The sequence below is a fragment of the Phenylobacterium sp. genome (genome assembly GCF_028290885.1).
Lineage (GTDB): Bacteria > Pseudomonadota > Alphaproteobacteria > Caulobacterales > Caulobacteraceae > Phenylobacterium.
In genome coordinates this window covers 1-8,147 of sequence record NZ_JAQGIZ010000153.1, presented here as the reverse complement: position 1 = coordinate 8,147, position 8,147 = coordinate 1, and the positions used below count along the sequence as shown (strand labels likewise).

Below are 8,147 nucleotides of genomic sequence, written 5' to 3'. Positions count from 1 at the left end.
CCTCGATGGCGAGAACCGTGGTGATCTCGAAGAAGCTGATCGGCTCGCCGGCGTTGGCCGCCTCCAGCCGGTCGGTGAGCTCATTGAGCTTGTCGTCGCTGATCAGCTCTCCGGCGATGCGGATGCGTTCGGCGAAGCGCACCAGGTGCGGCGAGGTGAGGGCATGGACGCGCCGCCCCTGCGCCTCGGCGATGGCGCGCAGGTAGGCGATGGTCGAGCCCTTGCCGTTGGTGCCGGCCACGTGGATCACCGGCGGCAGGCGCCGCTCCGGGTGGCCGAGGGTGGCCAGCAGGCGCTCCACCCGGCCGGTGGTGAGGTCGATAAGGCTCGGATGACTGGCGCGCAGGCGCTGGATCACCGCGTCCGAGGCGCGGATGGGGTCGTGGTCCTGCCCACTTCCTGGATTTGGGGGAGTCAGGTCAGGCGGCGGAAAGGCGGTTCCGCCCCATCATCAAGGTCTTCAGGATCGAGCTTAGCACGGCGCGCAGCTCGGCGCGGTTGACCACGCGGTCGACCATGCCGCGCTCCACCTGGAACTCCGCGCGCTGGAAGCCCGGCGGCAGGGTTTCGCGGATGGTCTGCTCGATCACCCGGCGGCCGGCGAAGCCGATCAGGGCGTTGGGTTCGGCCAGGTGCACGTCGCCCAGCATGGCGTAGGAGGCCATCACGCCGCCGGTGGTGGGATCGGTCAGGACGACGACATAGGGCAGGCCGGCGGCCTTGACCTCGTTGACCGCCAACGTCGTGCGGGCGAGCTGCATCAGCGAGAGCGTGCCTTCCTGCATCCGCGCGCCGCCGCTGGCGGTGAAGATCACGAAGGGCACTTCGCGCTTCACGGCCTCCTTGGCCGCGGTGATGAAGGCCTCGCCCACGGCCATGCTCAGCGAGCCGCCCATGAAGGCGAAGTCCTGCACCGCCACCACGGCAGGCTGGCCCATGATGTGGCCGTAGGCGACCGCCAGCGCGTCCTGCTCGCCGCTCGCCTTGCGCGCGGCCTTCAGGCGCTCGGGATAGGGCTTGATGTCCGGGAACTTGAGCGGGTCGTCGGCGACCGCGGGCGAGGCGATGCGCTCGAACTTGCCGTCGTCGAAGGTGTAGCGGAGCCGGGCCTGGGCGCCGATGCGCATGTGGTGGCCGGAGGGCGTCACCCAGAGCGCGGCCTCGAGGTCGGGGCGATAGATCATCTCCCCGGTGTCGGGGCACTTCACCCACAGGTTCTCGGGCGTCTCGCGCTTGGAGAACGCGTTGCGCACGCCAGGCGCGATCCGCGACAGCCAGCCGGTGCGTTCTCGGGGGGCGGCTGCAGGGCGCCCAGGTTTGTCGTTTCTCTGTTCAGCCATCGCCATGGTTCTAGACCGTCGTTTGGCCGACTCGCGCGGAGCGGACAGCCTTAGACAACGAATTAACTTTGAAAAGAACCCGCGCGGTCACGTCTTCGTTCATCTGCAGCGCCTCGGCGACTTCGTCCACGAGGGCCGAGCCCACCACCACGGCGTCGGCGACCCGGGCTATAGCTGACGCCCTTTCTGGAGTCTTGATCCCGAAGCCCACGGCGACCGGCAGGCCTGAGGCCTTGCGGACCCGCTCGACGTGCGGCGCAACCACGGCGGCGTCGGCTTCCTTGACCCCCGTCACCCCGGCCACCGAGACGTAGTAGACGAAGCCGGAGGTGCGGCGTACTACCACCTTCAGGCGCGCGTCGTCGGTGGTGGGGGTGGCAAGCCGGATCAGCGAGACCCCCGCCCCGTCCAGAGCGTCGGCCAGGGGGCCGGCCTCTTCCGGCGGGCAGTCGACGACGATCAGGCCGTCGACCCCGGCGTCCGCCGCGTCGCGGGCGAAGGCCTCGACGCCCCAGGTGACCAGGGGGTTCATGTAGCCCATCAGGATCAGCGGCGTGGTCTGGTCGACCACGCGGAAGCCGCGGACCAGGTCGAGCGTGCCCTTGAGCGTCATGCCGCCCGCCAGCGCCCGCTGCGCCGCGCGCTGGATCGGCGGGCCCTCGGCCATGGGGTCGGAGAAGGGGAAACCCAGCTCGATCAGGTCCGCGCCGGCGGCGGGCAGGCCCTTCAGGATCGAAAGCGCTGTGGCCGCGTCCGGATCGCCGGCCATCACATAGCCGACGAAGGCCGCGCGGCCCTCTTTGCGGAGGTCGGCGAACCGCTGGTCGATGCGGGCCTTGCTCAAGCCTCGCGCCCCAGATGGGCGGCGACGGTTGCGACGTCCTTGTCGCCACGGCCCGACAGGTTCAGCACGATGATCCCGTCCTTGCCCAGGTCCTTGGTGATCTCCGGCAGGCGGGCGAGCGCATGGCTGCTCTCGAGCGCTGGAATGATGCCTTCGAGCCGCGAGCAGAGCTGGAAGGCGTCCAGGGCCTCCTGGTCGGTCGCCGTGAGGTAGGTCGCCCGGCCCACGTCGTGCAGCCAGCTGTGCTCCGGCCCGATGCCCGGATAGTCGAGGCCAGCGGAGATCGAGTGAGCCTCGGTGATCTGGCCTTCCGGGTCCTGGATCAGGTAGGTCTTGTTGCCGTGCAGCACGCCGGGACGCCCGCCGTTGATGGCCGCGGCGTGCTTGTCGGTCCCCATGCCGTGGCCGGAGGCCTCGACGCCGATGATTTTCACGCTTTCGTCGTTGAGGAACGGGTGGAACAGGCCGATGGCGTTGGAGCCGCCGCCAACACAGGCCACGACGGCGTCGGGAAGACGCCCTTCCATCTCCAGGATCTGGCGGCGGCTCTCGACGCCGATCACCGCCTGGAAGTCGCGGACCATCTCCGGATAGGGGTGCGGGCCGGCGGCCGAGCCGATCAGGTAGTAGGTGTCCTCGACGTTGGTCACCCAGTCCCGCAGCGCCTCGTTCATGGCGTCCTTGAGCGTGGCGGAGCCAGACGTCACCGGCCGCACTTCCGCGCCCAGCAGGTTCATGCGGAAGACGTTGGGCTTCTGCCGCTCCACGTCGACCGAGCCCATGTAGACTACGCAAGGCAGGCCGAAGCGGGCGCAGACCGTGGCGGTGGCCACGCCGTGCTGGCCGGCGCCGGTCTCGGCGATGATCCGGGTCTTGCCCATCCGCATGGCCAGCAGGATCTGGCCCATGCAGTTGTTGATCTTGTGCGCGCCGGTGTGATTGAGCTCCTCGCGCTTCAGGTAGATCTTCGCGCCGCCATAGTGGGCCGTCAGGCGCTCGGCGAAATAGAGCGGGCTCGGACGGCCCACATAGTGCTTCAGGAACCCGGAGAGCTCGGCTTGGAAGCCCTCGTCCGCCTTGGCCGCCCGGTAGGCCGCGTCCAGCTCGTGGACCAGCGGCATCAGGGTTTCCGGCACATAGCGGCCGCCATAGTCGCCGAACCGGCCCTCGCCGTCGGGATAGGCCGTGTAATCGTTAGGACGGCCCACTGGAGTTGATGATGGCGCGTTCACGGGGGTCAGGCTTGAAGCTCTAGGCGCGTTTGGCGGCGTTGAGGAACGCGGCGATCAAGGCGGGGTCCTTTAGTCCGGGTCCGCGCTCCACGCCAGAGGAAACGTCCGCGAGGGGCGCGCCCGATTGCTGCACGGCCTCGGCGAGATTCCAGGGGTCGAGCCCGCCGGCCAGGAACCAGGGCCGCTGGAACCGGCGTCCGGCGAGCAGGGTCCAGTCGAAGGCGCGCCCCGCACCGCCCGGCCGGTCTGCGTCCTTCGCGGGCTTGGTGTCGAACATCAGATGGTCGGCCACGGTCTCGTAGTCGGCGGCTGAGGCGAGGTCGGCGGCCTCCGATACCGGCAGGACCTTGATGATCCCCGCCCGGGCGCGTTGGCCGACCGCGCGGGCGCGGGCCGGCGTCTCCGCGCCATGCAACTGGATGAAGTCGGGCTGCAGGACCTGCGCGATGCGGTCGACCTCGGCGTCGCTGGGATCGACCAGCACCGCCACGACCTTGGCCTTGCCGCGCACGGGCTGCGCCAGGCGCCAAGCCGCGTCGGGCGCGATGTTGCGCGGGCTCTTGTCGAAGAACATGAACCCCAGGAACACCGCGCCGCCGTCCAGGGCGGCCGTGACCGCCTCGGGGGTGCTGATCCCGCAGATCTTGGTCTGGACGCCCATGGGCCGGGATTAGGGCGCTCCGCGGCGCCGCCGCAAGGGGCGCTAGGGCTGCCGAGCCTTCAAGAGGTCGCGGATTTCCATCAGCAGCGCCTCCTGCGGCGGCGGCGGCGGCTTCTCCGCCGGCGGGGTCGCAGCGTCCCTCCGGCGGATGGCGTTCACGCCCTTGACCAGCAGGAAGACCACCCAGGCCACGATCAGGAACTTGATCAAGGTGTTGATGAACAGGCCGTACTGGATGGCGACCAGCTCGTTAGCCTTCGTGAGGGGATCGTCCGGCCGGAGCACCCATTGCAGGTGGGCGAAGTCGATGCCGGACAGCAGCAGGCCGATCGGCGGCATCACCACATTGTCGACCAGGCTTTTCACGATGTCGTTGAAGGCCGCGCCGACGATCACGCCGACCGCCAAGTCGATGACATTGCCACGGGCGATGAACTCCCGGAACTCGCCGAGGATTCCGAGGCGGACTTTCAAGGCGTCGCTCATGGCTGGCCTATTCTTCGGAGAGGTTCAACCGCTCGCGCAGTTCCTTGCCGCTCTTGAAGAAGGGCACGTGCTTGGCGCGAACGTCCACCGGCTCGCCCGTACGCGGGTTGCGTCCGGCGCGGGCGTCGCGCGAGCGGACCGACAGCGCCCCGAAGCCGCGAAGCTCCACCCGGCCGCCGGTTTCCAGCGCCTGGATCATCCGCTCCAGAACCACGCCGACCACGCGCTCGATGTCGCGCTGGGTCAGGTGCGGGTTCTCTTCGGCGAGTTTGGCGATCAGTTCCGATTTGATCATGCGGGCCCCTCGAACCGGCGTGACCATGGGCGAGTCCACCTTTGTATTCAAGGCGTAAATAGGGTTTACGCGGTTCGACAGCCGCGCTTGTTCATCGACGCCGCTTTGCAACCCTGGCGAGAAGCTGCGCGTCGGCGCATCCGTCGTCGGATTAGGCCGGCGCGCGCACCAGGGCGTCCACGTTACGCAACTTGCGGATCTGGGCGTTGGCCGCCTCCGCCTCAGCGGCGCTGATTTCCGGCGTCATCGAATGCATGTCGACCATGAACTTCGCGACGCCGGCCTCGATCGCCGACCCCGAGACGATTTCGTAGCCTGCCACACGCACCGTGCCGACCGGCCCGCGGACGGTGTAGCCCGCGCCGCCGTTCGGCAGCACGATCTCCGTGCGGGAACGGGTGAAGGCCGGATAGGGCACGGCGAACGGCGCGTCGCGGTTGGGACCCGGCTCGCGCTTGGGGAGGGGCCGCGGCGCAGCGCCGGTTCCCACCTTGTACTCCAGCATCCCCAGGTCCTGGTTCTTGCGCCAATACATGTCGTTGGTCCCGGTAAGCTCGATGGTGAAGAGGTCCCTGGCCGGGTCGTCGCGCCAGCTGACCTGGTCGATGTCCAACCCGCCGGCGACGTTGGAGAACTGCTGGCGGAAGGTGCGCTCGAAGTCGGCCTTCGGCGTCCTGGCCAGCGTCGCGCGCGCCGCATTGGCGAGCATGCCGCTGAACGTGACGGTGACCTGGGCCGCGGCCTTGGCGTCGAGCCCCTTCGAGGCGTCCAGGCGCAGCAGCGTGTCGACCGTAGGCACATTGATCCGCGGCTCGACGATGGGCTCCAGAGCGGCGCCCTGCGCGCGCACCGGCAAGCCCCACTTGTGCTGCGGCGGCAGCATGGCCTGAGGATTGCGGTCACCGGTGCGGGTGCCGTCGAGCCAGTAGGACTGGTCCTTGACCTTCACCCGCACGATCACGTGGTTGAAGGCCGTCAGCGACGGCGGCAGCTCGTCGAGCCCGTCACCGCCGCCCAGGTTCACCAGCACCGGCTCGGCGTCGAGGCCAAGGTTCTTCAGCAGCGCCAGCAGAAGCGCCGTCTTGGCCTTGCAGTCGCCGAACCGCCGGGTCCAGGTGTCGTCGGCGTTGGCCGGCACATAGCCGCCCTCGCCCATGCCGAGGAAGAAGTAGCGAGTCTTGTCCTCGACGAGTTGCAGGGCGGCGAAGGCGCGTTCCTTGGGATCCTTGGTGCGCGCGGCGATGGCGTCGGCCTCGGCCTTGATCGGCGACGTCGCTGAAACCTGCGAAGCCTTCGCGTAGAGCGGCGCCATCAGCTTGGAGACCTCGTTCCAGCTCTGGAAGCTGGTGGCCTGGAACTGCCCGACCCGGCGGAACCGCAGCGGCGCGCCCACAGGCGCCTTGGGCGCGAGCGCATTCGCCTGGTCGAGCGCAAGGACCGTGCGGCCGTCCTTGGCGCTGACAGTCGGATCGCCGAAGCCCGGCGTGGTCTTCCACTGCAGCGTCTCGCTCTTCGGCCAGGAGACGACGGCGCGGTAGCGGCCGACGACGCCTGCGAAATCGAGCCGCTCGCCGGCGAAGGAGTGGCCCTGGAGCACCGGATCGGCATGGGTGCGGGTGATGGCGAAGTCGAGGATGTCGCCGGTCTGCAGACCGTCGATCTGGCGGGAGGCGGTGATCCGCCCGTCGAGGCTCGCCTGCTCGAGGTTGGCTTCGCGCCGCAGGACCAGCATCGCCTTGGGGTCTGCCAGGAGGTCGATGGCCTTGCCGTCCCGGAGGATCTTCACGGTGTGGAAGGTCACGCTCTCCGTGTCGGGATTCCAGACCACGCTGATCGACTTCACGCCCGTGAGGCCCTCGGGCTTCAGGATCCTGATGACGCGGCGGTTGTAGAAGGTGTCGCCGGACGGATCGAGGCGCGCCTGGTGGTCGTCGAGCAACACCTGGGTGGCCGGCGCCCCCTCGTCAGACGGCGGCGGCGGAATGGGCGCGACATCCACCCAGGCCGGCGGCGGGCCGTAGGCGGGCTTGTCGGCGGCGAGAGCAGGGAGCGCGCAAGCCAGGACGGCCAGGACGGAACAGGCAAGCAGACGTAACGACAAGAAGACGCTCCCGGGACGCCCACGCGGCGGTCACCCCCACGATAGGACGGAAGCGTAAAAAGAAAACGGCGGACCGGTCGCCCGGTCCGCCGTCGTTTCCTTGAAGGCCCGGGGGCCCTTTAGAAGCTTAGTCCTTCTGGGCCTTCTCGCGGAGCGCCGCGCCCAGGATGTCGCCGAGCGAAGCGCCCGAGTCGGAGGCGCCGAACTTCTCGATGGCTTCCTTTTCCTCGGCCATTTCCAGGGCCTTCACCGACAGGGACACGCGGCGCGCGGCCTTGTCGACGTTGGCGATCTGGGCGTCCAGGCGGTCGCCGACGGCGAACCGCTCCGGCCGCTGGTCCGCTCGGTCGCGGGAAAGATCCGACTTGCGGATGAAGGCCGTCATCGGGGCTTCATCCTCACCGAACTTCACCTCGATGCCGCCCGAGGTGATCTCGGTGACGGTGACGGTGACGGTCTGGCCCTTGCGGTAGGTGTCGCCCTGCATCGGGTCGCCGGCCAGCTGCTTGATGCCCAGCGAGATGCGTTCTTTCTCGATGTCGACGTCGAGCACCTTGGCCTTGACCATCTCGCCCTTGGTGTACTTGGCGATCGCCTCCTCGCCGGGCACGGCCCAGTCGAGATCCGATAGGTGCACCATGCCGTCGATGTCGTTCTCCAGGCCGATGAACAGGCCGAACTCGGTGGCGTTCTTGACCTCGCCCTCGACGGTCGAGCCGACCGGGTGGGCGGCCACGAAGGCGTCCCACGGATTGGCCATGGCCTGCTTGAGGCCGAGCGACACGCGGCGCTTGGACGGATCGACGTCAATCACGACCACTTCCACCTCTTGGCTGGTGGAGACGATCTTGCCCGGATGGACGTTCTTCTTGGTCCAGCTCATCTCGGAGACGTGCACCAGGCCTTCGACGCCGGCCTCCAGCTCCACGAAGGCGCCGTAATCGGTGATGTTGGTGATGCGGCCGGTGAACTTCGCGCCCACCGGGTACTTGGCCTCCACGCCGTCCCACGGGTCGGACTGCAGCTGCTTCATGCCAAGCGAGATGCGCTGGGTGTCGGGATTGATCTTGACGATCTGCACCTTGACCGTGTCGCCCACCGCCAGCACCTGGCTCGGGTGGTTGACGCGCTTCCAGCTCATGTCGGTGACGTGCAGCAGGCCGTCGATGCCGCCCAGGTCCACGAACG

Annotated in this window: 8 protein-coding genes and 1 pseudogene; all 9 read right to left on the bottom strand. The window is 68.5% G+C overall.

Annotated elements, in window-relative coordinates:
• A pseudogene (locus JWP28_RS10385) lies at positions 1-358 on the bottom strand (bifunctional folylpolyglutamate synthase/dihydrofolate synthase); the annotation flags it as partial.
• 61 nt (positions 359-419) lie between these two features.
• The gene (gene accD / locus JWP28_RS10380; protein WP_299542690.1) at positions 420-1,346 is read right to left on the bottom strand and encodes an acetyl-CoA carboxylase, carboxyltransferase subunit beta; all 927 of its coding nucleotides are present in this window, start codon (positions 1,344-1,346) and stop codon (positions 420-422) included.
• A 4-nt stretch (positions 1,347-1,350) separates the two neighbouring features.
• The gene (trpA, locus tag JWP28_RS10375; RefSeq protein ID WP_299542689.1) at positions 1,351-2,184 is read right to left on the bottom strand and encodes a tryptophan synthase subunit alpha; all 834 of its coding nucleotides are present in this window, start codon (positions 2,182-2,184) and stop codon (positions 1,351-1,353) included.
• A complete protein-coding gene (trpB, locus tag JWP28_RS10370) occupies positions 2,181-3,416 on the bottom strand; it encodes a tryptophan synthase subunit beta (RefSeq protein ID WP_299542688.1) in 1,236 nt (411 codons plus the stop codon). Before trpB ends, trpA begins: the two co-directional genes overlap by 4 nt.
• Before the next feature lie 19 nt (positions 3,417-3,435).
• Positions 3,436-4,077 carry a phosphoribosylanthranilate isomerase gene (locus tag JWP28_RS10365; RefSeq protein ID WP_299542687.1) on the bottom strand — a complete coding sequence of 214 codons (642 nt, stop codon included), beginning with the start codon at positions 4,075-4,077 and terminating at the stop codon, positions 3,436-3,438.
• Positions 4,078-4,119: 42 nt separating this feature from the next.
• The gene (gene mscL / locus JWP28_RS10360) at positions 4,120-4,563 is read right to left on the bottom strand and encodes a large-conductance mechanosensitive channel protein MscL (RefSeq protein WP_299542686.1); all 444 of its coding nucleotides are present in this window, start codon (positions 4,561-4,563) and stop codon (positions 4,120-4,122) included.
• A 7-nt stretch (positions 4,564-4,570) separates the two neighbouring features.
• Positions 4,571-4,858 carry an integration host factor subunit beta gene (locus tag JWP28_RS10355; protein WP_299542685.1) on the bottom strand — a complete coding sequence of 96 codons (288 nt, stop codon included), beginning with the start codon at positions 4,856-4,858 and terminating at the stop codon, positions 4,571-4,573.
• A gap of 151 nt (positions 4,859-5,009) precedes the next feature.
• Positions 5,010-6,959: a DUF3857 domain-containing protein gene (locus JWP28_RS10350; protein ID WP_299542684.1), complete on the bottom strand. Its 1,950-nt coding sequence runs from the start codon at positions 6,957-6,959 to the stop codon at positions 5,010-5,012.
• A gap of 127 nt (positions 6,960-7,086) precedes the next feature.
• On the bottom strand, positions 7,087-8,147 hold a 1,061-nt coding region (locus tag JWP28_RS10345), incomplete at its 5' end, for a S1 RNA-binding domain-containing protein (protein WP_299542683.1).

Excerpts from the sequence above, each read along its gene's own strand:
- JWP28_RS10355 (WP_299542685.1), bottom strand. The coding sequence starts at position 4,858 with ATGATCAAATCGGAACTGATCGCCAAACTCGCCGAAGAGAACCCGCAC.
- JWP28_RS10365 (WP_299542687.1), bottom strand. The coding sequence starts at position 4,077 with ATGGGCGTCCAGACCAAGATCTGCGGGATCAGCACCCCCGAGGCGGTC.
- mscL (WP_299542686.1), bottom strand. The coding sequence starts at position 4,563 with ATGAGCGACGCCTTGAAAGTCCGCCTCGGAATCCTCGGCGAGTTCCGG.
- accD (WP_299542690.1), bottom strand. The coding sequence starts at position 1,346 with ATGGCGATGGCTGAACAGAGAAACGACAAACCTGGGCGCCCTGCAGCC.